At 71.2% G+C, this 26,940-nt stretch carries 24 protein-coding genes and 1 riboswitch; of the genes, 8 read left to right on the top strand and 16 right to left on the bottom strand.

Going from position 1 to position 26,940, the window contains the following annotated elements:
* The first annotated feature begins 41 nt into the window (after nt 1-41).
* From AB0412_RS17450 to AB0412_RS17425, 6 genes are all read left to right on the top strand, one after another.
* Nucleotides 42-806: a GntR family transcriptional regulator gene (locus AB0412_RS17450; RefSeq protein ID WP_366403435.1), complete on the top strand. Its 765-nt coding sequence runs from the start codon at nt 42-44 to the stop codon at nt 804-806.
* Nucleotides 807-1,035: 229 nt separating this feature from the next.
* Entirely contained in the window at nt 1,036-1,257 is a 222-nt protein-coding gene (locus tag AB0412_RS17445) for a DUF3311 domain-containing protein (protein ID WP_366403434.1), read from the top strand.
* On the top strand, nt 1,254-2,882 hold the full coding sequence (gene mctP / locus AB0412_RS17440; protein WP_366403433.1) for a monocarboxylate uptake permease MctP: 1,629 nt from the start codon (nt 1,254-1,256) through the stop codon (nt 2,880-2,882). Before AB0412_RS17445 ends, mctP begins: the two co-directional genes overlap by 4 nt.
* 152 nt (nt 2,883-3,034) lie before the next feature.
* A complete protein-coding gene (locus AB0412_RS17435) occupies nt 3,035-3,541 on the top strand; it encodes a GNAT family N-acetyltransferase (RefSeq protein WP_366403432.1) in 507 nt (168 codons plus the stop codon).
* A gap of 77 nt (nt 3,542-3,618) precedes the next feature.
* Nucleotides 3,619-3,711: riboswitch (cobalamin riboswitch) on the top strand.
* Between the two features lie 145 nt (nt 3,712-3,856).
* Nucleotides 3,857-6,223 (top strand): ribonucleoside-diphosphate reductase subunit alpha, encoded by a 2,367-nt coding sequence (locus AB0412_RS17430; RefSeq protein ID WP_366403431.1) that lies wholly within the window; start codon nt 3,857-3,859, stop codon nt 6,221-6,223.
* Nucleotides 6,223-7,233, top strand: coding sequence for a ribonucleotide-diphosphate reductase subunit beta (locus AB0412_RS17425; RefSeq protein ID WP_366403430.1), 1,011 nt, complete (start codon nt 6,223-6,225; stop codon nt 7,231-7,233). The genes AB0412_RS17430 and AB0412_RS17425 overlap by 1 nt, the downstream gene beginning before the upstream one ends.
* A gap of 61 nt (nt 7,234-7,294) precedes the next feature.
* Here AB0412_RS17425 and AB0412_RS17420 read toward each other — a convergent pair whose 3' ends face one another.
* Nucleotides 7,295-7,522, bottom strand: a complete 228-nt coding sequence (locus AB0412_RS17420; RefSeq protein WP_366403429.1) for a hypothetical protein — start codon at nt 7,520-7,522, stop codon at nt 7,295-7,297.
* Between the two features lie 93 nt (nt 7,523-7,615).
* Between AB0412_RS17420 and AB0412_RS17415 the strand changes: the two genes are divergently transcribed.
* The gene (locus AB0412_RS17415; protein WP_366403428.1) at nt 7,616-8,578 is read left to right on the top strand and encodes a helix-turn-helix domain-containing protein; all 963 of its coding nucleotides are present in this window, start codon (nt 7,616-7,618) and stop codon (nt 8,576-8,578) included.
* Between the two features lie 21 nt (nt 8,579-8,599).
* Here the strand turns inward: AB0412_RS17415 and AB0412_RS17410 are convergent, their stop codons facing one another.
* The 11 genes from AB0412_RS17410 to AB0412_RS17360 form a co-directional block, all read right to left on the bottom strand.
* Nucleotides 8,600-9,997, bottom strand: a complete 1,398-nt coding sequence (locus AB0412_RS17410; protein ID WP_366403427.1) for a cytochrome P450 — start codon at nt 9,995-9,997, stop codon at nt 8,600-8,602.
* Nucleotides 9,994-11,079, bottom strand: coding sequence for an epi-isozizaene synthase (gene cyc1, locus AB0412_RS17405; RefSeq protein WP_366403580.1), 1,086 nt, complete (start codon nt 11,077-11,079; stop codon nt 9,994-9,996). Before cyc1 ends, AB0412_RS17410 begins: the two co-directional genes overlap by 4 nt.
* A 280-nt stretch (nt 11,080-11,359) precedes the next feature.
* Nucleotides 11,360-12,010 (bottom strand): peptide deformylase, encoded by a 651-nt coding sequence (def, locus tag AB0412_RS17400; protein ID WP_366403426.1) that lies wholly within the window; start codon nt 12,008-12,010, stop codon nt 11,360-11,362.
* Between the two features lie 152 nt (nt 12,011-12,162).
* On the bottom strand, nt 12,163-13,143 hold the full coding sequence (locus tag AB0412_RS17395; protein WP_260827441.1) for a hypothetical protein: 981 nt from the start codon (nt 13,141-13,143) through the stop codon (nt 12,163-12,165).
* A gap of 178 nt (nt 13,144-13,321) precedes the next feature.
* On the bottom strand, nt 13,322-14,566 hold the full coding sequence (locus AB0412_RS17390; RefSeq protein WP_366403425.1) for an HD domain-containing protein: 1,245 nt from the start codon (nt 14,564-14,566) through the stop codon (nt 13,322-13,324).
* On the bottom strand, nt 14,563-15,924 hold the full coding sequence (locus tag AB0412_RS17385) for an HD-GYP domain-containing protein (protein WP_366403424.1): 1,362 nt from the start codon (nt 15,922-15,924) through the stop codon (nt 14,563-14,565). The genes AB0412_RS17390 and AB0412_RS17385 overlap by 4 nt, the downstream gene beginning before the upstream one ends.
* 129 nt (nt 15,925-16,053) lie before the next feature.
* Nucleotides 16,054-16,374: a mycothiol system anti-sigma-R factor gene (rsrA, locus tag AB0412_RS17380; RefSeq protein ID WP_366403423.1), complete on the bottom strand. Its 321-nt coding sequence runs from the start codon at nt 16,372-16,374 to the stop codon at nt 16,054-16,056.
* Nucleotides 16,371-17,057, bottom strand: coding sequence for an RNA polymerase sigma factor SigR (gene sigR / locus AB0412_RS17375; protein WP_366403422.1), 687 nt, complete (start codon nt 17,055-17,057; stop codon nt 16,371-16,373). Before sigR ends, rsrA begins: the two co-directional genes overlap by 4 nt.
* Nucleotides 17,058-17,313: 256 nt before the next feature.
* On the bottom strand, nt 17,314-17,964 hold the full coding sequence (locus AB0412_RS17370; RefSeq protein ID WP_366403421.1) for an alpha/beta family hydrolase: 651 nt from the start codon (nt 17,962-17,964) through the stop codon (nt 17,314-17,316).
* Nucleotide 17,965: 1 nt separating this feature from the next.
* The gene (locus AB0412_RS17365) at nt 17,966-18,781 is read right to left on the bottom strand and encodes an SOS response-associated peptidase (protein ID WP_366403420.1); all 816 of its coding nucleotides are present in this window, start codon (nt 18,779-18,781) and stop codon (nt 17,966-17,968) included.
* Nucleotides 18,782-18,947: 166 nt separating this feature from the next.
* Nucleotides 18,948-19,883: a helix-turn-helix transcriptional regulator gene (locus AB0412_RS17360; protein ID WP_366403419.1), complete on the bottom strand. Its 936-nt coding sequence runs from the start codon at nt 19,881-19,883 to the stop codon at nt 18,948-18,950.
* A gap of 538 nt (nt 19,884-20,421) precedes the next feature.
* On the opposite strand from AB0412_RS17360, the gene AB0412_RS17355 reads away from it, so the two are divergent.
* Nucleotides 20,422-20,916 (top strand): RNA polymerase sigma factor, encoded by a 495-nt coding sequence (locus AB0412_RS17355; RefSeq protein WP_366403418.1) that lies wholly within the window; start codon nt 20,422-20,424, stop codon nt 20,914-20,916.
* Between the two features lie 22 nt (nt 20,917-20,938).
* On the opposite strand, the gene AB0412_RS17350 is transcribed toward AB0412_RS17355, so the two are convergent.
* The 4 genes from AB0412_RS17350 to AB0412_RS17335 are packed head-to-tail and all read right to left on the bottom strand — an operon-like array spanning nt 20,939 to nt 26,871.
* Complete coding sequence (locus AB0412_RS17350; protein ID WP_366403417.1) at nt 20,939-21,766, bottom strand: 4'-phosphopantetheinyl transferase superfamily protein; 828 nt, start codon at nt 21,764-21,766, stop codon at nt 20,939-20,941.
* A gap of 30 nt (nt 21,767-21,796) precedes the next feature.
* Entirely contained in the window at nt 21,797-22,975 is a 1,179-nt protein-coding gene (locus AB0412_RS17345) for a hypothetical protein (RefSeq protein ID WP_366403416.1), read from the bottom strand.
* Nucleotides 22,976-22,993: 18 nt separating this feature from the next.
* Nucleotides 22,994-25,276 carry an anthranilate synthase component I gene (locus AB0412_RS17340; RefSeq protein ID WP_366403415.1) on the bottom strand — a complete coding sequence of 761 codons (2,283 nt, stop codon included), beginning with the start codon at nt 25,274-25,276 and terminating at the stop codon, nt 22,994-22,996.
* Complete coding sequence (locus AB0412_RS17335; RefSeq protein WP_366403414.1) at nt 25,273-26,871, bottom strand: class I adenylate-forming enzyme family protein; 1,599 nt, start codon at nt 26,869-26,871, stop codon at nt 25,273-25,275. The genes AB0412_RS17340 and AB0412_RS17335 overlap by 4 nt, the downstream gene beginning before the upstream one ends.
* Nucleotides 26,872-26,940: the final 69 nt, after the last annotated feature.

The raw sequence follows: 26,940 nt of genomic DNA, 5'->3' as shown, positions 1-26,940 counted from the left end.
GATGTCGGTCGCTTCGGCACTCGGAGCCGGGAAGGCAGAGCATGAGCACCGACGTCAGCAGTGCGGAGAACGAGAACGGGACCACGGTCCGTACGGCGCGCGTGCCCAAGTACTACCGGCTGAAAAAGCACCTGCTCGACATGACCGAGACCGCGCCCCCCGGCACACCGGTCCCGCCGGAGCGCACGCTCGCCGCGGAGTTCGACACCTCGCGCACCACCGTGCGCCAGGCGCTGCAGGAACTCGTCGTCGAGGGGCGCCTCGAGCGCATCCAGGGCAAGGGCACCTTCGTCGCCAAGCCCAAGGTCTCGCAGGCCCTGCAGCTCACCTCGTACACCGAGGACATGCGGGCCCAGGGTCTGGAGCCCACCTCGCAGCTGCTGGACCTCGGCTACATCACCGCCGACGACCGGCTCGCCGAGCTGCTCGACATCGCACCCGGCGGCAGAGTGCTGCGCATCGAGCGGCTCCGGATGGCCAACGGCGAGCCGATGGCCATCGAGACCACCCACCTGAGCGCGAAGCGCTTCCCCGCCCTGCGCCGCAGCCTGGCGAAGTACACCTCCCTGTACACCGCCCTCGCCGAGGTGTACGACGTCCATCTCGCGGAGGCCGAGGAGACCATCGAGACCTCGCTGGCCACCCCGCGCGAGGCCGGCCTGCTCGGCACCGACGTGGGCCTGCCCATGCTGATGCTCTCCCGGCACTCGCTGGACCGCGACGGACAGCCCGTGGAGTGGGTGCGGTCGGTGTACCGGGGCGACCGGTACAAGTTCGTCGCACGGCTCAAGCGCCCCCAGGAGTGAGCCGGCCCCGGCCTGCTGATCCCGGCAAATCGGACGGTTGACAGAGATTTCGTTGCTGTTGCCTCTCGGTTGAGCGGCGCTCGGGTACCGCTATGCGGACGAGGGGTTCCGGCTCCCGTCGGGCCTGACCTAGATTTCCTGCGCATTGCACGCCGGTGATCAGTGAGGGGACAGGAGCCGTCAGATGTCGCAAGCCCCAGAAACCAGCAGAGGGCCGGTGGTGACGCCCATGCGTGTCGTCATCGGCCTCTGTCTCTTCGCACCATTCGTGGCCATGCTGTGGGTCGGCTCGTACGCCAAGACCGACCCGGTCGTCATCGGTATCCCGTTCTTCTACTGGTACCAGATGCTGTGGGTGCTGCTCTCGACCGGGCTGACGATGGTGGCGTACAAGCTCTGGCAGCGTGACCAGCGGGCCCGCAACGCCTCGAAGGGTGGTGCGGAGCAGTGAACGAGGGCGTCAACGGCGTGGCACTCGCCGTCTTCATCTTCTTCTTCGTGCTCGTCACGGCCATGGGCTTCCTGGCCGCGCGCTGGCGCAAGGCGGCGAACGAGCACACCCTGGACGAATGGGGCCTGGGCGGCCGGTCGTTCGGCACCTGGGTGACCTGGTTCCTGCTGGGCGGCGACCTGTACACCGCGTACACCTTCGTGGCCGTACCGGCGGCGATCTACGCGGCGGGCGCGGCGGGCTTCTTCGCGGTGCCGTACACGATCCTCGTGTATCCGCTGATCTTCACCTTCCTGCCTCGCCTGTGGTCGGTGTCGCACAAGCACGGCTATGTGACCACCTCCGACTTCGTGCGCGGCCGGTTCGGGTCGAAGGGCCTGTCGCTGGCGGTGGCGCTCACCGGCATCCTGGCAACGATGCCGTACATCGCGCTGCAACTCGTCGGCATCCAGGCCGTGCTGGACGTCATGGGGGTCGGCGGCGGCGAGGACACCAACTGGTTCATCAAGGACCTGCCGCTGCTGATCGCCTTCGGTGTGCTGGCGGCCTACACGTACTCGTCGGGTCTGCGGGCCCCCGCGCTGATCGCGTTCGTCAAGGACACGCTGATCTACATCGTGATCGCGGTCGCGATCATCTACATCCCGATCAAGCTGGGCGGCTTCGACGACATCTTCGCCAGCGCGAGCGAGGCGTTCGGCCAGACCAACCCGGCGACCGGCCAGCCGCGCGGTGCGCTGGTACCGGGCGACGCGGGCCAGTGGACCTACGCGACGCTGGCGCTGGGCTCGGCGCTCGCGCTGTTCATGTACCCGCACTCGATCACGGCGACGCTGTCCTCGCGCAGCCGTGAGGTGATCCGCCGCAACACCACGATCCTGCCGCTGTACTCGCTGATGCTGGGCCTGCTGGCGCTGCTCGGCTTCATGGCGATCGCCGCCGGGGTGAAGGTGCAGAACGGCCAGCTGGCGATCCCGCAGCTGTTCGAGAACATGTTCCCGGACTGGTTCGCGGGCGTGGCCTTCGCGGCGATCGGCATCGGCGCGCTGGTGCCGGCGGCGATCATGTCGATCGCGGCGGCGAACCTCTTCACCCGCAACATCTACAAGGACTTCATCAAGCCGGACGCGACGCCCAAGGACGAGACGCGGGTGTCCAAGCTGGTCTCGCTGCTGGTGAAGGTGGGTGCGCTGGCCTTCGTCCTGACCATGGACAAGACGGTCGCGATCAACTTCCAGCTGCTCGGCGGCATCTGGATCCTGCAGACCTTCCCGGCGCTTGTGGGCGGCCTGTTCACCCGCTGGTTCCACCGCTGGGCGCTGCTCGCGGGCTGGGCGGTCGGCATGATCTACGGCACGGTCGCCGCGTACGGGGTGGCCTCGCCGACGCAGAAGCACTTCGGTGGGTCGGCGAAGGAGATCCCGGGCATCGGGGAGATCGGGTACATCGGTCTCACCGCGTTCGTGATCAACGTGGTCGTGACGGTTGTGCTGACGTTCGTGCTGAAGGCGGTCAAGGCGCCCGAGGGCGTCGACGAGACCAAGCCGGAGGACTACACGGCGGACGCGGGTGACCCGGGCGTCAAGGTCGAGCTGCCGCCGGCTACGGCTGGGTCGGCTCACTAGGGTCGTCGTTCCGCTGCGGGTGCGCTGTGGCTGGTCGCGCCCGCAGCGGCGGAGCCGCACATCGATACAGCCCCGCGCCCCTGGGTTGGCGGACGGGCCGCCGGATGAAATCCGGCGGCCCGTTGTCGTACCCGTGGGAGACACTCGCACCCATGGACATCGTGATCCGGCCGGTCGAAGCCGGTGAGTACGCGGAGCTCGGGGAGATCACCGCTCGGGCCTATCTCGACGACGGGCTCCTCGACTTCGGGGAGAGTGACGCCTACCTCGGTGAGCTGAGGGACGTGGCCAAGCGGGCCGTCGCCGCCGAGGTGCTGGTCGCCGAGGAGCGGGGGCGGGTGCTCGGCGGGGTGACGTTCGTGCCGTGCGGGGGGCCGATGGCCGACATCGCCGGAGCCGGTGAGGCCGAGATACGGATGCTCGCGGTGGACCGGGCGGGCCGGGGGCGGGGGGCCGGGGAGGCGCTCGTGCGGGCCTGTGTGGAGCGGGCCAGGGCGCAGGAGGGGTGTGTGCGGGTCGTGCTGTCGACCCAGCGGGCGATGCACTCGGCGCACCGCATCTACGAACGGCTCGGGTTCGTCCGTACGCCCGAGCGCGACTGGAACCCGGTACCGGACCTGGACGACATCACGCTGCTCACCTATGAGTTGACGCTCTGACACCGGCGCGGCACAACATATGGGGGTGCTCGCAGCACCCGGCACAAGATGTATGCTCATGCTCGCTGTCGCCGCAGGGGAATCCGGTGCGAATCCGGAACTGTCCCGCAACGGTGTAGTCGTCCACGTATGCCCGCATGCCGTCGTGTACGAGAGTCAGTCCGAGGACCTGCCGACAGCGCACCCGGCCGTCCGGTCCGGGTGCCCTGACGTCCGGGCCTCGCGGAATGGGCCGGTGGACGCGACGCCGCGTGCGCTCGTGTGCTGCCTCCTGCCCTCGCCGAGGCCCCTGTGCCGAGCGAGGGAGAGCCCCACGTGACCATCGCGCCAGCCGATCCGGCTTCAGCGATCCAGGTGCCCGAAGACGGACCCGGTGCCGCGTTGCTGCGGACCCTGACGGAGCTGACCGCCGACCTGCCCGACGCCGATCCCGGCCGGGTCGCCGCCGCGGCACTGCGGGGCCGGTCGGCGCACGCGGACGAGGCCGAACTGCGGGAGCTGGCCACGGAGGCGGCGGCCGGGCTCATCTCCGAGGACCCCGCCTACTCGCGGCTCGCCGCCCGGCTGCTGACCATCGGCATCCGCGCCGAGGCCGCCTCGCAGGGAGTCACCTCCTTCACCGCGTCCGTCGCGACCGGACACCGCGAGGGCCTCATCGCCGACCGGACCGCCGCGTTCGTCCGGCTGCACGCCCAGCGGCTCGACGCACTGATCGACACCGAGGCCGACGACCGCTTCGGCTACTTCGGACTGCGCACCCTGCACAGCCGCTACCTGCTGCGGCATCCGATCACCCGCAAGGTCGTCGAGACGCCGCAGCACTTCCTGCTGCGCGTCGCCGCCGGTCTCGCCGAGGACGACGGCCTGCGCTCGCTGGAGGAGGTCGCCGCGCTGTACCGGCTGATGAGCCGCCTGGACTATCTGCCCTCCTCCCCCACGCTGTTCAACTCCGGTACGCGCCACCCGCAGATGTCGTCCTGCTATCTGCTGGACTCCCCCAAGGACGAGCTGGACTCCCTCTACGACCGCTACCACCAGGTCGCCCGCCTCTCGAAGCACGCCGGCGGCATCGGGCTGTCGTACTCCCGCATCCGCTCCCGGGGTTCGCTGATCCGCGGCACCAACGGACACTCCAACGGGATCGTGCCGTTCCTGAAGACGCTGGACGCCTCGGTCGCCGCCGTGAACCAGGGCGGCCGGCGCAAGGGCGCGGCGGCGGTCTACCTGGAGACCTGGCACTCCGACATCGAGGAGTTCCTGGAACTGCGCGACAACACCGGTGAGGACGCCCGCCGTACGCACAACCTGAACCTCGCGCACTGGGTGCCGGACGAGTTCATGCGCCGGGTCGATGCCGACGAGTCCTGGTCGCTGTTCTCGCCCTCGGACGTGCCCGAGCTGGTCGACCTGTGGGGCGCGGAGTTCGACGCGGCGTACCGCCGGGCGGAGGCGGCGGGCCTCGCGAGGAAGACGCTGCCCGCACGGGAGCTGTACGGCCGGATGATGCGGACCCTCGCGCAGACCGGCAACGGCTGGATGACCTTCAAGGACGCCGCCAACCGCACCGCGAACCAGACCGCCGAGCCCGGTCACGTCATCCACTCCTCCAACCTCTGCACGGAGATCCTGGAGGTCACCAGCGACGGCGAGACGGCGGTCTGCAACCTCGGGTCCGTCAACCTCGGCGCCTTCGTCGACCGGACGACCGGGGACATCGACTGGGACCGGCTGGACGCGACCGTCCGCACCGCCGTGACCTTCCTCGACCGGGTCGTGGACATCAACTTCTACCCGACCGAGCAGGCGGGCCGCTCCAACGCCAAGTGGCGCCCCGTCGGTCTCGGCGCGATGGGCCTGCAGGACGTCTTCTTCAAGCTGCGGCTGCCCTTCGACTCCCCGGAGGCGAAGGCACTGTCCACCAGGATCGCCGAGCGGATCATGCTCGCCGCGTACGAGGCGTCCGCCGACCTCGCCGAGCGCAACGGGCCGCTGCCGGCCTGGGAGAAGACCCGTACGGCGCGGGGCGTTCTGCACCCCGACCACTACGGCGTGGAGTTCACCTGGCCGGAGCGCTGGGCGGCGCTGCGGGAGCGGATCGCGTCCGTGGGGCTGCGCAACTCGCTGCTCCTGGCGATCGCTCCGACCGCCACCATCGCCTCCATCGCGGGCGTGTACGAGTGCATCGAGCCGCAGGTGTCCAACCTGTTCAAGCGCGAGACGCTGTCCGGGGAGTTCCTCCAGGTCAACTCCTATCTGGTGGACGACCTGAAGCGGCTCGGCGTGTGGGACGCGCGCACCCGGGAGGCGCTGCGCGAGGCGAGCGGCTCGGTGCAGCACCTCACCTGGATCCCCGAGGACGTACGGCGGCTCTACCGCACGGCGTGGGAGATCCCGCAGCGCGGTCTGATCGACATGGCCGCCGCGCGCACGCCGTACCTGGACCAGGCGCAGTCGCTGAACCTCTTCCTGGAGACACCGACGATCGGCAAGCTCTCCTCGATGTACGCGTACGCCTGGAAGTCCGGGCTGAAGACGACGTACTACCTGCGGTCGCGTCCGGCGACCCGCATTGCCCGCGCCGCCCGGGCGCAGCAGCCCACCGTCCCCGTGCAGGCCACCCCGGATCCCGAAGCGGTCGCCTGCTCCCTTGAGAACCCCGAGTCCTGCGAGGCCTGCCAGTGATGCCCAGCACCCAGAACCTGCTCGACCCCGGCTTCGAGCTCACGCTCCGCCCCATGCGCTACCCCGACTTCTACGAGCGCTACCGGGACGCGATCAAGAACACCTGGACCGTGGAGGAGGTCGACCTCCACTCCGACGTCGCCGACCTCGCGAAGCTCACGCCCGCCGAGCAGCATCTCATCGGCCGGCTGGTCGCCTTCTTCGCCACCGGTGACTCGATCGTGGCGAACAACCTGGTGCTGACGCTGTACAAGCACATCAACTCCCCCGAGGCGCGGCTGTACCTGAGCCGTCAGCTGTTCGAGGAAGCCGTCCACGTCCAGTTCTATCTGACGCTGCTGGACACCTATCTGCCCGATCCGGACGACCGGGCCGCCGCCTTCGCTGCCGTGGAGAACATCCCGTCCATCAGGGAGAAGGCCGAGTTCTGCTTCAAGTGGATGGACTCGGTGGAGAAGATCGACCGGCTGGAGACCCGGGCCGACCGCCGCCGCTTCCTGCTCAACCTGATCTGCTTCGCCGCGTGCATCGAGGGCCTGTTCTTCTACGGCGCCTTCGCCTATGTGTACTGGTTCCGCAGCCGGGGGTTGCTGCACGGGCTGGCGACCGGCACCAACTGGGTGTTCCGGGACGAGACGATGCACATGTCGTTCGCCTTCGACGTGGTCGACACCGTGCGCAAGGAGGAGCCGGAGCTGTTCGACGAGCAGCTGGGTCAGCAGGTCACCGACATGCTGCGCGAGGCGGTCGAGGCGGAGCTGCAGTTCGCCCGTGACCTGTGCGGGGACGGGCTGCCGGGCATGAACACCGAGTCGATGCGGCAGTACCTGGAGTGTGTCGCCGACCAGCGGCTGACCCGGCTGGGCTTCGCGCCGGTGTACGGCTCGGAGAACCCGTTCTCGTTCATGGAGCTCCAGGGTGTCCAGGAGCTCACGAACTTCTTCGAGCGGCGCCCGTCCGCGTACCAGGTCGCCGTGGAGGGCACGGTCGACCTGGACGAGGACTTCTAGCGGACTCCCTGGTTCCTGTCGAGGGCCGTCCGGTCGGCGTCCGCTCGGCTGCCACCTCGTCTCACGCCGCCCGCGCGGTGTGGTGCGAGGTGGCGCCGCGGTGCGCCGGCCGTCCGGCTGGGGCACGGGAGGTGGCCCGTGTCGTGTCCCTGGCGGTCTCGGCCCGCCTGAGCTGCCGGTCGATCCGCCGGTCGTGCACGATGCCGATCACAGCGGGGAGGACCATCAGGACGAGCAGTCCGAGAACGACGAGCATTCCGATCAGTGCTTCCATGTGTGCCGTATCCATGGACACCACTGTCGCGCCTGACACTCCTTACAAACAGTGGCAGGACTGCCGCACACCCTCGATTTCCTGCCAACAGCGAGGCACACTGGAGGCATGCTCCAGAACGTGGCCGCCGTCCTCCTCGACGGTGTGAACCCCTTCGAACTCGGCGTCGTCTGCGAGGTCTTCGGCACCGACCGCAGCGACGACGGCCTGCCCGTCTACGACTTCGCCGTCGCGTCGGCCGAAGGCCCCGTGCTGCGCAGCAACACGGGCTTCGCCCTGCACGTCGAACACGGTCCGGAGCGGCTGGAGGAGGCCGACCTCATCGCCGTGCCGGCCGGGTCCTGCTACGAGGCCCGGGAGTTCCCGCCCGAACTGCTGGACGCCCTGCGCCGGGCGGTGGACCGGGGTGCCCGGGTCCTCAGCGTCTGTTCCGGGGTCTTCGTGCTCGCCGCGGCCGGGCTGCTCGACGGTCGCCGGGCCGCCGCCCACTGGCGTCATGCCGAGGCGCTGACCAGGCAGTATCCGCATCTGAAAGTCGAGCCCGACGTGCTCTACGTGGACGAGGACCCGGTGATCACCTCCGCCGGCACCGCCGCCGGGATCGACGCGTGCCTGCATCTGGTCCGCAAGGAGCAGGGCCCGGAGGTCGCCAACAAGATCGCCCGGCGGATGGTGGTGCCGCCGCACCGCGACGGCGGCCAGGCCCAGTACATCGAGCGCCCGCTGCCGCAGCCCGGCGGCGACACCGTGGCCGAGGTGCTGGTGTGGATGGAGCAGCACCTCGACGAGGAGGTCACCGTCGAGCAGCTCGCCGCCCGCGCCCACATGTCGCCGCGCACCTTCGCCCGCCGCTTCCAGCAGGAGACCGGCACCACGCCCTACCGCTGGATCCTGCGCCAGCGCGTGCTGCTCGCCCAGCGTCTGCTGGAGGGGACGGACGAGACGGTGGACGCGATCGCGAGCCGCACCGGCTTCGGCAACGCGGCGGCGCTGCGCCACCACTTCGTGCGGGCCGTGGGCACCACCCCGCAGACCTACCGGCGCACGTTCAGGGGCCCTGAGGCCGCCTGAACGCGCGCCGCGCGCTGCCGGTCAGCGGGGCAGCGCCCGCAGCATCAGCCGCCGCGGCCGGAGGGTGATGCCGATCCGGGGCCGCGTGTCCGAACCGGGTGCGTGCTCGAACCGGAAGGCGGAGGCGATCGCCGCGGTGATGAGCGTGAGCTCGGCCATCGAGAAGTGGTCGCTCGGACACTTCCGGTTGCCCACGCTGAACGGGCTCATCGCGTACTTGGGCACCTCCTTGGACCGCTCCGGGAGCCAGCGGTCGGGGTCGAACTCCTCGTGCCGCTCGTAGGAGCGCCGGTCGCGCTGGATGGCGTACGGGCTGTAGATGAGGTCCGCGCCCTTGGGAATGCGGTATCCGCCGAGTTCCGTGTCGGCCACCGCCCGGCGCGTCAATATCCATACGGCCGGATACAGCCGCATGGTCTCGGTGACCACATTCGCGGTGTACGTCAGCTTCCGGACGTCCTCGAATGCGACCGGGCGGTCACCCACGACGGCTTTCACCTCGTCGCGGATCCTGTCGCCCAGCTCCGGGTGTTCGGTGAGAACCAGGAGCAACGACATGATCACTGATCCGACGGTTTCGCTGCCGGGGGTGAGTATCGCGATGACCTGGTCGTGGATCTCCTGTTCCCCGATGGGCTCGCCATTCTCGTCCGTCGCCTCCAGCAAAGCCGTCAGCAAATCGTCCGGCTTTTGACCGCTTGCCCGGCGGTCGGCGACGATCTCGTCGACCAGGAGGTGCAGATCGGCCAGCGCCCGGTTGAATTCCCGGTTGGCCGGAAGCGGCACCCGATAAAGCGGTCCGAGCGGGACCACCATGCGTTGGTACATACCGCTGAACAGCGTGGCGAGGGAGGCGCAGATCCGCTCCGCCCGGGCGTCCATGTAGCTGCCGCGCATCAGACAGCGGGCGGCGACCCGCACGGCCACCCGGAAGGACTCGGCGGTGACGTCCAGGACCTCGCCGGAGCGCCAGCGCTCCACGAGCGCGTACGCCTCCTCCGCCATGATCGGCCCGTACGCGGGGATCGCGTCGAGCCGGAACGCGGGCTGGATGGTCCGCCGCTGGCGCCGGTGCAGCGGCCCGTTGGCGGTGGCCACGCCCTCCTTGCCCAGCAGGCTCTCCAGGGACTCCCACAGCGGCCCGGCGATGATGTAGTCGGGGCTCAGCGCCACCGCCCCCGTCAGGGCCGGCGTGGTGACGGCGTACACCGTCTTGGGGCCGAGCCGCAGCCGTACGACGTCGCCGTGGTCGCGCAGCTGTGCCAGGAACGCCAGCGGGTCGCGGACCAGCTTCCAGCCGTGGCCCAGGACGGGGACACCTCCGCCCGCCACCGGCGGCTCGCGCAGTTCGGTTACTCCGGACACTCCGGGTGCTTCGGGTGCTTCGGATGTTTCGGGCTTGACGGACTCGACGGTCATTTCTCACCTGCCGCTTCGTTGTTGACGTACGGGGGCGTGGACCGGTCGTCCCAGCTGTCGACCATGTACCGGCCGGACTCGTGATGGAACCAGTAGACGGAGCTGAACCAGTTCCGCATATTGCCGAGGCAGGCTCGCACGGCGCCGCTCAGTTCCTTTCCGCCCACCGTGCCGTCGTCGAGCGTGTCGGCGAACCGTAATGCGTCGCTCTCCGCGTCGAGGAATGCGGTGATGCATTCCTCGACGCGGCGCCGGACTTCGACGATCGCCTCCTCGAGCGTCAGCCCCTCGTGGGTGATGAGACTGATTCCGAGATTGTGGACCTCATTGCCCGCTATTTCCTTCGGCAGCGAGCAGAGGTCGTTGTACCAGGCGGCGAATTCCTGACTGAGCAGTGCCGCCCGTGCATACGCCGGGTTCTCCCGTACCGCCACGGGGAGTTCATGCCCCGCGCTCGGTTCCAGGAGATCGGTCCATATCCAGTGTGCGAAGGTGAGCCGGCGCAGTTCGAGGTATTCCCCGACCGTGGGAACCACCCCGTGCGTACGGTTGTGGAATTCGCGGTCGTAGGCCTCGATCACCTCGTGGAAGTGCCCGGCGAACCGGTCGTTCCAGCTGCCGGGCAGGAAGGCGTACAGCCGCAGCACACTGTCCGAGAAGCCCGCCACCAGTGGGTCGGTGTGACCCAGGTGGTCCCCGGGACGGTCGAGGGCGGTGTGCAGCAGGTCCTTCAGCCGCCGCCAGGCGGTGGGGCGGCCGTGCACGATGTCGCGGTCGTGCCGGTCGTCCCAGACGAAGAACCACGCGCTGTAGTCGGCTATCGCCTGCAGGACCTCGTCGGCGGCGCCTATGTAGTAGCCCGCCATGAGGTCGGTGTAGCACAGTCCGTCGGCATATTCCGCGACCTTGTCCGCCGGCATGAGCCGTTTTTCGAGCAGCCACGCACGGGTGTTCTCCTGGAGCGTCGGCCAATACGGATGGAGTCGGCGCGGAAACGCCGCCTCGATCAACGGGAGAGACAGCGACGGTGGAACTGCGATGGCGCTCGGTGCCGATGTGGTGCCGTGTGACAAAGCATGCACGAACAATCCCCTCTCAGCCGCCAGTTGACGTGCACCCGTCCCCCGTGCCGGGCGTACGCCGGTGTTGCGCATCCACGTACATCCATTCAGCACCACAACTGACCGTTCTGGGAACGGATTTGCTTCTTTCACTACCCCTGGATGCCGAGAATCTCCCCTTGTGTGTCTGATTCTGGATCAGTAGACGGCAGCAGGGGATCGAACGTGTGACGAACACACGAACGGCGTCCGGCCGGGCAGCAGGCCCGATCGGACGCCGTTCGCGTACGGTTCGAGAAGATCAGTCGTTCGCCACGACGGGGTAGCGGGGCTCGTTCTCGGCCATCTGCCGCAGCGCGTCCTTGCGTTCACGCTTCGACAGCCGGTCGATGTACAGGTAGCCGTAGAGGTGATCGGTCTCGTGCTGCAAACAGCGCGCGAAGTACCCGGTGCCGCGCACCTTGATCGGGTTGCCCCGCTCGTCCTGCCCCGTCACCTCGGCGTAGTCCGGCCGGGCCAGCGGCGCGTACGCGGTCGGCACGGACAGACAGCCCTCGTTGCTGTCGTCCAGCCGGCGCTTCTCGGCGGGCAGTTCGACCAGCTTCGGGTTGCACACCACGCCGACATGGCGCACGCCCTCGTCGTCCGGGCAGTCGTAGACGAACACCTTCAGATCGACGCCGATCTGATTGGCGGCCAGGCCCACGCCCTCGGCGGTGCGCTGGCTGGCGAACATGTCGTCCACCAGCTTCAGCAGCTCGTCGTCGAACTCCGTGACGTCCTTGCACTCCTTGTGCAGCACCGGGTTCCCTACGACCGTGATCGGACGGGAGGTCCCCCGCTCACGGTAGGCGGCCTCACGCTCCTCGCAGTCCTCCGTGTCGATGACATACCCCTCGTCGTCGACGGGGAGCACGCCCACGCGCTGCTGATCGGTGTCCTGCTGAGCCATGCCGACGTAAGCCTTCCTAGCAAAAACGGGGGTTTCAGTGCTGATACAGGGTACGTGCAAGCGCCCCTTCAGGGGTGCGGGGCTGTGTCTGATATGCGGCTTCCGCCGCGTGGGCGCGACAGGCCCCCACGCCCCCGCAGTCGGCGAAGTACCTAGCAGACCTCTTCGAGATCCCGCCAATCCCTGGAGTCCGGACTGTCCGCGACCCATCCGTCCAGCAGCCCACGGACCAGCGCGGCCGGCGCAGCCACCCCGCACTCCCGCTCCGGCACCCACAGCTGCCCGTCCGTCCGGTGTCCCAGCGGCCCGGGATGCCCCGGCTCGCTGTGATCGTGCGGGTCGAGGTGCTCACCCTCCCCCTCGTCGGACGGCATCCGCGACTCCGAGCACATCCGGCACAGCAGCCTCACCGACGACGACCAGTCCTCCGCCGCGAACCCGGCGTCCGCGGCCAGCTGCTCCAGCGCGTCCCGGTCGGCCTCGCTCGCCGCCTCCAGCAGCACCACCCACGTCGGCACGGGCGAGGGCGCCCACAGCTCGATCTCGTCGAACACCGGGTAGGTGTGGCCCGCGGCGGTGCTGCGCTCCCCGTGCGGCACCCCGTCGTGCAGGACGACCTCGCCCCAGCGCCGCCCCGAGGACGGCAGCGGGATCGACAGCACCTCGATCCTGGCCGGGTCCAGCCGCCGCCCCCACACGACCTCGGCCTCACCCTCCGGTGACAGCCGCACGGCCGCACTGCCCAGGTCCATGCCGAGCGGCTCACCGGAGTCCGTGGCGGCGCCGGGCACCTTCAGCCCGTAGGCCTGCCAGGCGCGGCGGGCCAGCGGCCAGTCCTGCAGGGCGGTCGCGGCGATGCCGACGTTCCACCAGTCGGGCGCCCCGGTGTCCCGGTCGAGCAGGGCCACCGCCCTGAGGCCCGCGGCCCGCGCCTGCTCCCAGTCGTGCCGGAACTTGTGCAGCAGCGCGAGATTGAACCAGGACTCCGACAGCCAGGGCTCCAGATCGGCGGCACGTGTCAGCAGTGCGCCGGCGTCCTCGTAACGGCCGTCGCCGATGAGCGTGAACGCGCGGTCCGTGGCCTGCCGCCAGGAGGCGGAGGGCCGGTGCCGTCCCTTGCCGAAGATCCTCACGATTCCCGCCTGCCAGTTCCGTGCGGTGGGCTGGCTGTTCCTTGCTGCGCCCCCGGACACCCTCTTCTTCGCATCCAACCACGTACGGCCACAAGGGCGCTCATTACCCATGGGTTACCCAGCCCGGGCCGGGGTCAGACCGTGTCTCCCGCCGTCTCATGCGTGGCCCTCGCCACGCTCAGCCCCTCGGCTCACGCATCACCTCCGTGTTCCGCGACAGCACGCGGGCCAGCGACTCGACCACCTCCGGCGCGTACTCACCGGCGGCGCCGAGCCGCAGCTCCTCCAGCGCGGTGAGCGGCCCGCCGGGGCCTCCTTCCCGGGACTTCTCCTCGTACGCGTTCACCGCCCGGACGATCCGCGCGGCGAGCGGCTGATCCCGGTGGGGGTCGGCCTGTTGTTCGACGATCCGGGCGACCTGCGGGTCCACCCCGGTCTGGCGTACGACGGCGCCGCCCAGCAGAGCGATCCGCCGCTGCTCGGTGCGCGGCAGGCCGGCGGTGGCGCCCGCGGGCACCGGGTCGACGAGGCTGAGCTGGCCGATGTCGTGCATGAGGGCGGCGTACTCCAGCACGGTCAGCTCCGGCTCGGTCAGCCCCAGGTCCCGGCCGACCGCCTGGCTGAGCGCGGCGACGCGGCGGGCGTGCCCGGCCGGGGTGTATCCGGCGATCTCGGTGGCGCGCGCCAGGGAGGCGATGGTCTGCCGGTAGGTGGCGCGGACGGCGGCGTAGCGCCGGTGGGACAGCTGGGCCAGCAGCAGCGGTACGGAGAAGACGGGCAGCGCCCACAGTCCCACCACGGCGACCGCGAGCGCCATCACCGCTCCGGTCGCGATGACCGCGGCACCGATGCCGGGCACCGCGCGCAGTTCGTCGCGCAGCACCGGCCCGAAGGGCCACCCGTGACGGGAGTGGGCCAGCGCGGCGGCGAGCACGGCGTCGCACAGCGCGGTCAGGGACAGCAGGGAGAGCAGCAGCAGCGCGTAGGCGGGCCCGCCCCATGCGTCGAACGCCCCCCGGTGGTACAGGGGCTGGAAGCAGACGGCGACGAAGCCGACGGTGAGGACGCGACGTGCCAGGTGGTCGAGGGTGGGCCCGTGGCCGCGTCCGACGTGCGGCACGCTGCCGAGCAGGGACGCCGCGAGCACCACGGTGACGACCTGGGCGGCGCCGTGCGCCGTGGGGTGCCCCCCGCCCCCGCCGAGCAGCGCGTACGCCAGGGATCCCGCGGCGGCCAGCGGTGCGGCCTGGCGGATGTGCGTGCGGCCCCGCCGGGTGAGCTCGCCGACGGCGACGAGAACTCCGAAGGCGAGGGCTGTGCCGCGGTCCTCGACGCCGTTCCACAGGGTGGCGCCGAGGCAGCCGCCCGCGAGGACGGCGGCTGCCCCGTGCACGACGGTGTGCAGGCGGGGGCGCTGGGTCATCGGCGCGCTCCGGGCCGGTCGGTGACCGGCGTGGCGGGCGGGGGCACGAGGGCGGACGGCGCGTCGTCGGCGGTCACGGCGGGATGCCAGCCGAGCCGTCCGATCACCCGGACCAGGGCGGCCACCATCCGCGGGTCGAAGTGGGCCCCGGCACACCGCTGGAGCTCCTCCAGCGCCACGGGCACGGGGCGGGCCCGGCTGTAGGAGCGGGTGGAGGTCATCGCGTCGAAGGCGTCGGCGACGGCCACCACCCGTGCCGACTCCGGGATCTGGTTGCCTGCCAGCCCGTAGGGGTAGCCGGTGCCGTCCAGGCGTTCGTGGTGGTGCAGCACCGCCGCGCGGGCCTCGCCGAGGAAGGCGATGCCCCGCACCATCTCGTGCCCGTACTCGGGGTGCAGTTCGATCACCCGCCGCTCCTCGGGGGTCAGCGGCCCGTCCTTGGTGAGCAGCCGGGTGGGCACGCCGAGCTTGCCGACGTCGTGCAGGATGCCCGCGAAGCGCAGTACCTCGACGCGTTCGTCGTCCATGCCCAGTTCGCGGGCGATCATCATGGAGGCCTGTCCGACGCGTTCGCTGTGCCCGCGCGTGTAGCCGTCCTTGATGTCGACGGCCTGGACCAGGGCCCGGATCGTCGCCTGGTGAGCGGCCCGCTCGCGGTGGTACTGGGCGAAGGCCCACCACGAGACGCCCATCGGCAGCAGCACCAGCAGCGCGGCCACGGGGCCGTAGGGACTCCGCCACAGCAGCGCCATCATCAGTCCGGCGAGTCCGTGCACGGTGAGCGGCGCGAGGGACCTCGGGAAGAGCCGCCACCAGGCCGTGGGGCCGGACGTGCGCCGCGTGCGCCGCAGCGGTGCGCCGGAGGTCAGCGTGAGGATGGCGCAGTCCAGGAGGGTCAGCACCAGGCTGAACGCCAGAACCGCGGCGCCGGCGGCGCCGAGTGCCGCGGGCATGTCGCAGTCGGCGACCGCCTCCCGGCCGCCCACCGCCCGGTGGACCCGGCTCGCGGCCCACACGGCGAGGACCAGCTGACCGGCCCGCCAGATCCGCCGGGGCAGGAACGGCCGCTGGTCCACCGGGGCGAGCAGGGCCCCGGGCAGCGCGACCAGCGCGGCGGCGTGCGGCGGCAGCAGAAAGGCCCCGGCCAGCAGCACGGGGTAGAAGGTGCCGCCGGGGTTGGCGGCACCGATGGGGGCCGACCGGGCGAGCCGCTCGCAGCCGGCGTAGAGCGCCGCGAGCAGGGCGGCCGGCCACCACCAGGTGGGAGCGGCCGGTATCGGGAGCGGCAGGAGGCAGAGCAGTGCCAAGAGGGCGACACCCGCCACGCAGACGCGGGCTCGTGCCGGTAACGCCTCCATGAGCCCCTCCCCGACCGTGCGGGCCGCCCTCGGCCCGCCGCCTGTCAGGTTCCGGAGCCTAGGACGGCGGAGGGTGCCTCCGCGGGCCGATAACCCGCGGATTAGCACGTACGAGTGACGCCAGGGGCGTCAGGACTCCTGGGGTGTGGCCGGTGTGGCCGGTGACGCCGTGACGTCCTGGTCGGGCACCGCCTGGCCGGAGCGGATCAGCTCGATCCGGCCCATGACCTTGGAGCGCAGGTCGCCCGGCACGTCGTCATGCCCGCAGCACCGCTTCACGAGCTTCTTCACGGCCTGCTCGAGGCCGTACTTCTCCAGGCACGGCGAGCATTCCTCGAAGTGGTGCTCGAACTTCACGCAGTCCGAGTCCGGCATCTCACGGTCGAGGAACTCGTAGAGATGATCGAGGATTTCGCTGCAATCCGTCTCGTGCGGCTCTCCGCAGCTCATGACCCCGAGCCTTTCGCTTCGTTCGACTCTCCGGCGCCGGCCGGGACCAGTCCGCGGTCGCGGGCGTAGTCCTCCAGCATGCCGCGCAGCTGACGGCGGCCACGGTGCAGCCGGGACATCACCGTACCGATGGGTGTCCCCATGATGTCCGCGATCTCCTTGTAGGCAAAGCCCTCGACATCGGCGAGATACACGGCGATGCGGAACTCCTCGGGGATCGCCTGGAGCGCTTCCTTCACGTCCGAGTCGGGCAGGTGGTCCAGCGCCTGCGACTCCGCGGAGCGCAGCCCGGTCGACATGTGCGACTCGGCGCGGGCGAGCTGCCAGTCCTCGATGTCCTCCGCGGCGCTGCGCTGCGGCTCGCGCTGCTTCTTGCGGTAGGAGTTGATGAAGGTGTTGGTGAGGATCCGGTACAGCCACGCCTTGAGGTTGGTGCCCTCGCGGAACTGGTGGAACGACGCGTACGCCTTGGCGTAGGTCTCCTGCACCAGATCCTCGGCGTCGGCCGGGTTGCGCGTCATGCGCAGCGCGGCCGAGTACATCTGGTCGAGGAACTCGAGCGCGTCCCGCTCGAAGCGCGCACTGCGCTCGGCGGTCGACTCCGCACCCGTGCCGCCCTGGCCCTCGGGCTGCTCCGCCTGGCCGTGTTCGGTCCCTGCGTCGGTACCGGGAACCGGACCCACCTCCTCCAGAGTTGTCGTGAGACCGAGGCCGGCCCCACCCGAATCGGAGGATAGACGACGATCCGGTCCGCCCGCCGCCCGAATAGGGGCGGTCCTGGCCGCGTGCAGCACCGTCCAGTCCAGGTCGGCGCGAGTGGTGCGGCTAGGGCATTGGATCGAACCCATGCGGCGGACTCCCTCTCTCACGGCTGCTGTGCCTGCGGCCGGCACATACGTCCGCTCCAACAGCGGGGGCCGTCCGGGCATTCCCGGGCCGTCACCCGAGTGAGCCGGTCCACCTCACCACCGCGTCCGTGACCACCGCCAGGGCCTCCTCCTGGGTGAGGTCCGCCCGTTTCGGCACCGCGAAGCCGTGATCGCCGTACGGCACCTCCACCAGGTCGTACGACCCGTCGGGGAACTCCTCGGGTCGGCCGAACGGGTCGTTGCCGCCCTGCACGACGAGCGTGGGCACCCCGGCTCCGAGCAGTTCCCCGGCGCGGGACTTCTCCGGCTTGCCCGGCGGGTGCAGCGGGAAGCTCAGGGCGAGCACGGCGCGGGCGCCCAGCTCACGGGCGGTGCGGCAGGCGACGCGGGCCCCGGCGCTGCGTCCGCCGGAGATCACCGGCAGGCCGGGGGCGGTCAGCGCCGGCCAGATCCCGCGCCAGCCGGCATCCAGCGTCTTCGGAGCGGGGGCGACCTTCTTGCCGGCCACGCGCCAGGGCTGCTCGACCAGGGCCACGGTGACGCCGTGCGCGGGCAGCACGGCGGCGAGTCTCCTCAGGTCCCGGGCCTCGATGCCGCCGCCGGCGCCGTGGCTCGCGGCGAGGACGAGGCGGGGCTTCGTCGTGGCGGCGTGCCAGGTGATGCGGGCGGGGCCGGCGTCCGTGCCGACGGTCTCGATGGTCACATCCGAAGCGGTGGTCACATCAGAAGAGTGTGCCCTCCTCGGGGGCCGGCAGCTCCTTCAGCAGCTCCGGTCCGTTGTTGCGGACGTTGCTGACCGCCGTGCCGACCGGGAAGGCGCGCATCAGTCCGGCGGGCGGCGGGGCGAGCAGTTCGCGCAGGTCGTCGGGGTCCGTGCGGGCCGGGTCGAGCCAGGCGTCCCAGCGGTCCGGGGTGAGCATCAGCGGCATCCGCGGGTGGATGTCGGCGAGCGCCCGCGGCCCCTCCTCCGGGGCCACGGCGAGCGGGGTCCGCTCCGCCTCGGTGGTGATGACCGAGCAGGTCGCCCACCAGGCCAGCGGGTGGTCGTCGGGCAGTGTGCGGTCCCGCCAGAACTCGTACAGCCCTGCCATCGCGAACACCGAGCCGTCCGCCGGCGTCACGAAGTACGGCTGCTTGCGGGGCCGCTTGCGCTTGCCCTCGACCTCCAGGTCCCGCTCCTGGGTGCCGGTGACCCACTCGTAGTAGCCGTCGGCGGGCAGGATGCAGCGCCGGGTGGCGAAGGCACGGCGGTACGACGGCTTCTCGTGGACCGTCTCCGCGCGGGCGTTGATCATCCGCGCGCCGCCCTCGGGCGTCTTCGCCCAGGAGGGGACGAGGCCCCACTTCAGCTTGCGCAGCTGCCGGACCGGCCGTGGGTCGGGGGTGTCCTTCAGGGGGCGGTCCAGGACGGCGTAGACCTCCTTGGTGGGGGCCACGTTGTAGTCGGGCTCGAGTGCCTCCTGAGGCTCCCACTTCTCTATCTCGAAGATCCCTGCGAGATCCTCGGGCCTGCGACTCGCCGCATACCGTCCGCACATACCGTAACCACCCCTCCGACCTGCGGAAACGCTAGATCATGCCGCTTGAGCGCGGTCGTGGCGTACCAGTGTCGCAGGTCGTGGGGCGGCCGAGGGGGCGGAACCCGTGCGCCGACGCGGCGGAACCTCCCGCTCCGGGACCCGCGGTGCGCGGGGCGTGCGGCGATCAGGGGCCGGGGTCCGGATCGTGCGGCGGGTCGACGTGCCGGGGGCGGTCGGTGGCGAGCAGGCCGTACTGGGCGGCGCGGACGCCCGCCGCGAAGCGGCTGGTGGCACCGAGCTGTTGCATCAGGTCGGCGATCAGCCGGCTGACGGTGCGTGGCGAGACCCCGAGGGTACGCGCGATCGCCTCGTCCTTCATGCCGTCGGCCAGCAGCTGCGCCAGGGTGCGCTGCTCGTGGGAGAGACCGGACGGGGAACGCTCGCCGTCCGGCGAGAACGGGGTCGCCCCGCGCCAGGTGTGCTCGAACACCGCGGCGAACGCGTTCACCAGCACCGGGCTGTGGATGGTGAGTTGGGTGCCCGGCTCGCCCGCCGACGAGGACAGCACGGCGAAGTCGGAGTCGACGATCAGCATGTTCAGCGGGATGACCGAGGCGAGCCTCAGGTCCACGTTCTGTGCGGCCAGGCGGCTGAAGGTGTCGTAGGAGCCCGGCGAGACGGAGTCGCGGCGGAGCCGGATCGAGCGGATCCGGATGCCCCGGTCGAACATCCGCTGCCGGAGCGGGCCGAGCCTGCGGCGCAGCCGGACGGGGAGCGCGCTCTCCGCGTAGGCCGTGCGCAGGGTGGAGCGCGCCGAGTCGGTCACGTCGTACAGCGCCTGCACCATCTCGTCCACGGTGCTGACGGAGGTGACCTCGACGCGGGACTGCGACGAACCGGTCGCCGGGAGGTAGACCTCCAGCAGCGTCTCCAGCACCTCGTGCATCTGGCGGGACTTCTCCAGGCTGCGCTGCGCCAGATCCTGCTGCCGCCGGAGCGCCCGCAGCAACGCGAATCCCGGATCCACCGGTACGACGCGGTCGCCCGACTCGGTCGGCCAGTTCACCAGCCCGAGACGGCGCAGCGAGGCCCAGGTCGCACGCGCCTCGGAGCGCGACAATCCGAAACTGTCGGTCAGCTCTTCCGGATCGGAATCCCCGCGTTCTCGCAACTCCATATAAACAGCGAGTCGTGAGACCTCGGACGCCTGCGCATCCGCGCCTGATTCACCCTTTCTCACAAGACCGTCCCCCGGTGAATGAGTTTTTTGGTGCTACTGCTCCTGTCGCACGGTGGGCACTCTAACGGCACCTCGATTCGCCGGGCAGGCTCATTTCGAGGTTCGAGCGATCTTGTGACGCCACAGGTCGGGAGCGGGGCGGGGGCCTGGCCGCCGCGCGAGGCGGGTGAGAGCCAGGTCACTCGGGTCACAGGAAATGCGTCACATTCGGCGACCGGTCCGGTGGCGAGGTTTCGCCATGGCGGAAGCCAGCCAGTGCTTATTACTGCGCCCTGTGGATCTTCGTCACTAACCTGGGAACCACGGGGATCGAGCACGGCGCGTCTTTCGGTATCCGCGTCGCGGGCCTTTCACCATCCCCGGTAATTCAGCGGCAAGTGCGCCGAGCACAAAAGGCGGGGGAATGAACAACACGGCCATGGCCCAACCAGTCGACAAGCTGATCCTGAGCGCCCAGGCGGGCAACCGCCGCGCGCTGAACGATCTGCTGCTGCACATCACGCCGTTCGTACGACGGCTGTGCTCCTCGGTGGACGCCACCCACCGGCCCGAGGCGGTACAGGAATCCCTGCTCGCGGTGTTCCGCGGGCTGCGCACCCTCCGCGAGCCCGCGGCGTTCTACGGCTGGGTGCGCGCCGTGTCGGTACGGGAGGCCGCGCGGGTCGCGCGTCGCGCGGGACAGGCCGCGACCACCGAACTGACCGACCAGCCGTCCGCGGCCGACCCCTCGCTCGGGGTCGCCATAGCCGACGTCCTCGAGCGGCTGCCCTCGCACCAGCGGGACATCCTCACGCTGCGCGCGGTGTACGGCCTCGAGGAGCGGGAGGCGGCACGGGTGCTCTCCCTGCCCGTCGGTACGGTGCGCTCCCGGCTGCACCGCGCCCGGCGGAGCTTCCAGGACGCCTGGCGCTGATCCGGCACCGGGTGGTACCGGATCAGCCGGTCCCGTCCGGCGGGCGGTCGGTGACGGTCCAGGTCAGGACCGCGCCGACCGCCCAGCGGGCGTTCACGTGCAGCACCCGCTCCGGGCATCCGCGCGCCCAGGCGGTCCATCCCCCGGGCACGGGACGGACCGCGATCCCGCGCAGGGTCGTGGGCCGCCGCGGCGGCGGTAGCAACCCGTACAGCGCCTTGAACGCGGACTCCTTCGCGGAGAACAGCTCCCGCAGAAGGCGTTCGCGCCCCTCGAGCTCGCCGTGCGGAAGGAGCTGTTCGTCGCCACCGAGCACCACGCGGGCGGCGGACAGCGGCAGCGGGTGGCGTTCCAGGTCGACGCCGAGTGCGGCGCAGCGGGCGGCCGGGGCGGCCAGCGCGACGGCCACGCCGCCGGAGTGGCTGAGCGAGCCGACGCTGCCCGGCGGCAGCTCGGGCCGTACTCCGTCCGCCTGGTACGGAATCTCCCCGGCCACGGGCAGCCCGGCTCGCCCCAGGGCCCGACGCAGGGCACGCCGCCCGGCAAGGAACTCCAGGCTCCGCCCGGACGGCAGAGCAGCACACAGCCGCTCCTCGACCGGACCGGCCGGCCCCAGCCCCGGTTCCGTCACCGCGGCAAGCCCGAGCCCGAGCGCAAGCCCGGGGCCGACGGACGCGGGGCGTGGGTCGGCTCCCTCGACGACGGGGCGCAGTGCGCGGAGGGCCCGCAGCAGGCCGGATCCGTCGTCGAGCGGCGGCTTCAGCGGCAGCGGGCCCGTGCCCCGGCGTTCGCTCGCGACCTCGCCTTCATCCGGGCCCCCGCCTTCACTCGCGCTCCCCCGTTCGCGCACCCGCCCCCGCCTTCCCTCGCAGTGCCCGCGTCAGCAGTGCTCGCGCAACCGGGGCGGCCAGTCGGTCGGGTCGTCGGGGAGGTAGCCGCCGAGCCATTCCGCCCAGCGTTCGAGGCCGAAGGCCCAGCACACGGAGAAGCCCGGGTGGCCGTCGAAGGTGATGTCGAAGCCCTTGCCGAAGTGCTGGTTGTGGTAGTTGAGCGAGGAGACCGCGACGCCCGAGCCGTCGTGCGCCATCCGCCCCACCAGCTCGTACTTCACGTCCATGGCCGCCTGGTACTGGGCCAGTTGAGGGCGGGCCTTGGTGAAGAACGGGTCCGAGGCGGGCTGCACCTTGCACGGCAGGCCCAGGCTGTCGGCGAGCGAGAGCAGCTCCTCCAGGACCCGCGCGTGGAAGGCGCGGGCCGCCGGCCGGTCACCGATGTACACGATCTCGCGCATGCTGAACGACCAGCGGCGGGTCGGCGAGGTGTCCGCGGTGGTCCTGCCCTCGTAGCGGCTGCACTGCCCCGTCGCCGTGACCGTCAGCGGCTCCGTCAGGCGCGCGCCCTGGAACCGTTCGAACAGCCCCAGGCACACGGCGGGTGCGAGAGCGACCGAGGTGAACTCCAGCTCGGCCACGCGGCCCGCCTGATCGGTCGCGCTGCCGAAGCGGTCGAGCGCGTCCAGGTCGGGGCGCACGACTCCGGCGGCGGTGATGTGCTGCGGGAAGTTGCCGGTGTAGCCGGCCTTCTCCAGGGTGGTCCAGGGCAGCAGCGCGGGCACCGTGTACTCGGCGGCACCGAGCCGGCCGGCGATCTGCCCGAGCAGCCGTTCCAGGGCGCGGACGAGCAGCGCGTTGCGCGGGCCGCTGACGAACAGGCCGGGGCCGATACGGCCGTCCGCCGGGGTGTCGCCGAGCGGGCCGGGGTCCGCGGGCGGCGCGGGCTCGGCCGCCAGGTCCCAGCGGTCCAGGCGGGTCCGCTCGGGCCGCTGCGCAGCGCCCGCGAACCGCTTGAACGCCTCGCCGAGCAGCCGCTCGACACGGTCGGCCTGCGCCTCGTCCGCGGCGCCGAACTCGATCCGGGGCACCGGCTCCAGCCGGATGTCACCCCCGGCGGTGCCGTCCAGGCAGTAGCGCAGCATCGCGCCGAACTCACGGCGGTCGTCGGGGTGCAGCTCTCCCGGAGCCTGCCAGGTCCGCCGGACCGGGGCAGCGGTGTCAGTCATGGTCGTCAGCCTTTCTCGTCACGCACGGGGCACACCGCCGACCGGCTGGGGCCGCCGTGCGAGTCGGGCGAGGACGTTGCCGATCAGCAACAGTCCGTGATCGTCGAACTGCGTCATCAGGGACTCGGGGTGGAACTGCACGCCCGCCAGCGGCCGGCTGACGTGCTCGACCGCCATGACCACTCCGTCCGGGCAGCGGGCGGTGACCCGCAGGCCGGGCGGCAGGGCGGCGTCGTCGGCGTACAGGGAGTGGTAGCGGCCGGCGGTGAACCGGGGTGGCAGGCCGCGCAGCAGCTCACCGCCGTCGCCCACCAGCGAGACCCGCGACGGCTTGCCGTGGACGGGGCGGTCGAGCACGCCGAGGCGCCCGCCCAGGTACTCCACGAGGGCCTGCATGCCGAGGCAGACGCCGAACACCGGGATGCCGTGGTCCTCGGCGATGCGCAGGGTGCCCGCGATGTCGTGGTCCACGGGACGGCCGGGGCCCGGCGAGAGCACGAGCAGGTCCGGAGCGACCTCCGCCACCAGGGACTTGTCGAAACCGCTGCGGTACGTGGAGACGTGCGCGCCCGCCTGCCGGAAGTAGCCGGCGAGCGTGTGCACGAAGGAGTCCTGGTGGTCGACCAGGAGCACCCGGGGCCGGTACGCGGTGCCGTCCGCGCTCGTCGGGGGCACGGCCGTCAGGGGGGCCTGGCTCGTCCGGGGCTCCGGGGACGGCGCGGCAGCGGACGCGCCGTCGAGCACGTCGAGGAGCGCCTTCGCCTTGAGCTCGGTCTCCCGCTCCTCGGCCTCGGGCACCGAGTCGTACAGCAGGGTCGCGCCGGTGCGCACCCGGGCGCGGCCGTCGCGCACGTGGACCGTGCGCAGGGTGAGGCCGGTGTCCAGGGTGCCGTCGAAACCGATGCGGCCGACCGCGCCGCCGTACCAGCGGCGCGGCGAGCGCTCGTGCTCCTCCAGGAAGGCCACCGCCGCCTGCTTGGGCGCGCCCGTGACGGTCACCGCCCACATGTGGCTGAGGAAGGCGTCCAGCGCGTCCCGCTCCGGCCGCAGGATCCCCTCGACGTGGTCGACGGTGTGGATCAGCGTGGAGTACAGCTCCAGCTGGCGGCGCCCGATGACCCGTACGGTGCCGGGCTCGCAGACCCGGGACTTGTCGTTGCGGTCCACGTCGGTGCACATGGTCAGCTCCGCCTCCTCCTTCTCGGAGGAGAGCAGCGCCTTGATCTGTTCGGCGTCCTCCAGGGCGTCCCGGCCGCGCGCCGCGGTGCCGCTGATGGGCGCCGACTCCACGCGCCAGCCGGTGCCTTCGGCGGTCGTCCGCGCATGCACCCGCACGAACATCTCCGGCGAGGTGCCCACCAGGTGCTCGCCCTCACCGAGGTTCATCAGCATCTGGTACGGCGAGGGGTTGCGGGCGCGCAGCGTCCGGAACAGCTCCGAGGGCGGACGGTGCAGCGGGCGGTCGAAGGTGCGGCTGGCCACCACCTCGAACAGGTCGCCCGCGCGGAACCGCTCCCGGGCCTCGCGGACCAGGGCGGCGTACTCACCGGGTGCGTGGTCACCGCGGCCGTTCACGGGACCGCCGGTGCGGACCGGCTCGGCGGGCGTGGTCCGGGGCAGGCCGTGGGTGCTGCGGCCCTGCACGGTGAACTCGTAGCTGTGCCGCCAGGCGGTGCCGGCCACCGGGTCGGTGACGGTCACCTCGTCCGGCAGGTGCAGCACCAGGTCGCGGTCCTGCGCGGACCGCCCTCTCTGGTGCAGCGGCACCGGGTCGAAGGCGAGCACCAGGTCGTAGCCGAAGGCGCCGTACAGCCCGAGGAAGTCCCCCGGCGGGCAAGACAGCGCGTCGCGGACGGCGCGGACGAAGTCGAAGGCGCCCGGCCGGCGCGACCGGTCCTCCTCACGGATCAGGTCCTGATGCGAGGTGCTGCGCACCGCGCCGCGGAACCCCGGGCCTCCGGTGGTGAGCTCGCCTGTCTCGCGCAGCGTGCGCGAGGCGGCGGCGCGCAGCACCGGCAGCAGCACCTGACCGCGCTCGTTGAGCGCGCGGACCTCGACCGTGCGCAGCCCGCGCAGCACGATCTCGACGGGCGGGTCGGTGTAGCCGACGGCGTGCCGGCGGTAGCGGCCGGGGGACTCGTAGTCGGAGCGCAGCACGGCGCCCCGGCGGGTGTCCAGCGCGTTCTCCAGCTCCCGCAGGGCCGACTCGCCGTCGACGGCGGTGCGGGTGCGTTCGACACGGACCCCGGCCCCGGTGGTCCACCCCCGGGGCAGCGGGACGGGCAGCGGATGGGTGGTCATCGTCGGTCCAGCACCCCGTCCAGTGCCCGGATCGAACCGTCCGCCAGACCGGCGGCGAGCACGTTGCGCTTCACCTTCCAGGTGGCGGTGTGCGGCATCTGCGCCCAGGCGATGTGCACCGGCTCCGGCAGCTCGGGCAGGTGCGCGACGGCGGCCCGCCAGGCGGCGCGGTCCAGCGGCCGGTCCCGGCGGGTGCACACCACGGGGCGTACGGTCTCGCCGACCCGGACGAAGACGGCCTCGGTCAGCTCCGGCAGCGCCTCGATGAGGGAGTCCTCCGCGGCCAGCAGGCTCTCCAGGCTGTCGGTCTGGTCGAACTCGCGGTCCAGCAGGTGCACACAGCCCCAGCGGGACCGGTGACCGATGTCCTGGAGGTTCCACCAGCCGCCCTCGCACCGCTCGTCGTACAGCTCCTGCTGGCCGACGTAGGTGAGCGCGACGCCGGAGGACTTGGCCTGGATGTAGCCGTTGCGGGTGCCCTTGTCCTGGGGGCGGGGCCGGATCCGGGCCCGGGTCATGCCGGGGAAGACGAAGCCCACGCAACGTCCGTCCGCCTTGCGGATGTTGCGGCGCGTGTAGATGCGCATGGTGACCGGGCCGGTCTCGGTCTGCCCGTAGCTCTGGATGAACAGCGGGGAGCGGCGTCTGCTCGCCCCGAGAAGGGTGCGGATGCTGCGCGGGTGGATGGCGTCGAACGTGCTCATGAAGATGCGGACCCGTTCGAAGGGCCCGTCGGGGATGCCCGCCAGCTCCTCCCAGTGCAGATACATGTTGGGGTGCGCCTCGACGCAGCCCGGACGGCACTCGGAGAGCACCTCGCGCACGCTGTCCACGTCCGCGTCGGCCAGCGGCGCGATGCCGATGCCGAGCTGGAGCGCGGTGGCCAGCGCCGCGTAGGTGCGCGCGTGCACGAACGAGATGCACATCGCGAAGGTCTCGCGGTAGCGCAGCAGCTTCGCCATCCGCGCCTGGGTGTCGATGGGCAGCTGCGTTCCGCGCCGGGCGGCGGCGACCAGCTTCGGCACGCCCGTGGTGCCGGAGGTGTGCGTGATCAGCGCGGGCGCGTCATGAGGGAGGTCCGGGTACGGCGGGGCCTCGCCCGGGACGGTGCCGGCCAGCGACGGCAGCCCGGCAGCGTCGCCGTGCGCGAGGAGTACGGACGGGGCGTGCCCGCGCAGTTCCCCGAAGTGGTCGCCGGCGCCCTCCAGGACGGCCGGGTCGGTGACGAAGTGGTCGGGCTTCAGCCGGGCCGTCATCTTCACCACGGTCGGCCACTCGAGGAACGGCGCGAACATGGCGGGGACCGCGCCCACGCGGCCGATGGCGCAGGCGAGGAAGAGGATGTCGGCGTTGTGGCTCTTGAAGACGGCCACGGTGTCGCCGGGGCGCACCCCGGCGGCGTACAGCCTGGCGGCCGTGTCCTCGACCAGCTCGGCGACCTGGGCGTAGGTCGGCCTGAGCCCCAGCTCGGGCGCGAGGTCGAAGGGCCGGTCCAGGTACAACAGCGAGTCGGGGTACTTCTTCGCGGCCTGCTGGGTGATCAGGCCCAGCGTGAACAGCTTCCCGGGCTTCGGCAGATCGTCGGGCAGGGGCATGGTCGGTCTCCTCTCCTGGAGGGGACGGGAGACGGTGCGGCGTCTCGGCGGTGGTGGTCGGCGTGTGTC

It is taken from the genome of Streptomyces sp. NPDC052012, from assembly GCF_040689265.1.
Classification (GTDB): Bacteria; Actinomycetota; Actinomycetes; order Streptomycetales; family Streptomycetaceae; genus Streptomyces.
The sequence above is the reverse complement of the archived record's forward strand: the minus strand, read 5'-3'. Positions and strand labels throughout refer to the sequence as shown.